Raw genomic sequence first — 1122 nt, forward strand, 5'->3', positions numbered from 1 at the left:
TCTCCAGATATTTGGGATTTTTATAAAGTTTCAAAGAATTCTATTTTTGGAAGAGAATCAGATTCTAAAAGGCAAAGTTTAATAGAAAGATATTCGAAAATTAAACTAATATTAATCGATGGAGAAGTTATAGTTGATACAATTTGTTTTATTCCGTATGAGACAACAACAGATATTACTTCTCTTTTATCTCATTGGAAAACCCCAGAAGTAGAGGAGTATAAAAAAATTTTTTCAGAAGAAAAAATCCCTTTAGGAAATCAATTTGAGGTAATAAAATTTCCTAATAATGATAAAAATGATTTATGCCTGAAAGAAGATTTGACTGATTTAATAAAGGTAGATAATTATTTTGTTTTTTTGACTAGGTCAGGTTACTTGATAACATTTTCGAAGCATATAGAAAAAAATAACGGATCACCTGTAACCTATAGAGGATTTAATTATAAGATACCAAATCGTGAATTTAATTGGTTTGGTCATCCAATGTTGGCTAATAAAAAAATTATAGATGATATGAATAAGAAGTGTGATTTCCCAGCTGATGGATCTTATTATAATTCATATTTTTATAGTGAGTGTGATTTGAACGAATTAGGTTCTTATTTTGGTGAAATTAGTGAAACTTTATTTGACAAAAAGAAAGTAATATATCAAAAAGGAGAATATCAATATAATTTAACTAAAAAACAGCACAAAGAGTTTGATTTGGAAATATTTTTGAATATTGAAAAAAATAATAAATTAATAGATAAATTATCAATTTTTAAAGAAAAAATTTTAGAATCGGCTGCTTTTTCACAGTATTACTATATTGATAAAAATTTTAAGAATGTTTGGTTATTAAATTATGTTGGTAGTGACGAAACTCAAAGTATTGAAAAATGGAGACATTATAAAATAGATAATAGTGGGTACTTCAAGCTATTGGAATCGATTTCGTGTAAAAATCGAAATAGACAAGGCGTTGTAAAATGTCACAATAATTAAGAATAAAATGATCAAATTGGATTTAGAAGATGATAGCCAGCGATGCGGGCACTACACCAAATTTTGACAGGGACACTGATATATTCAACCCAACGGAAAAAGAACCTACCGCCGCCGACTTTTACGGATAGC

At 27.6% G+C, this 1122-nt stretch carries 1 protein-coding gene; it reads left to right on the forward strand.

Annotated features, from left to right (window positions below):
• On the forward strand, nucleotides 1–990 hold a 990-nt coding region (locus GQ589_RS11750), incomplete at its 5' end, for a hypothetical protein (RefSeq protein WP_160426429.1).
• Nucleotides 991–1122 lie beyond the last annotated feature (132 nt).

Source organism: Gilliamella sp. Pas-s27 (assembly GCF_009795865.1).
Lineage (GTDB): Bacteria > Pseudomonadota > Gammaproteobacteria > Enterobacterales > Orbaceae > Gilliamella.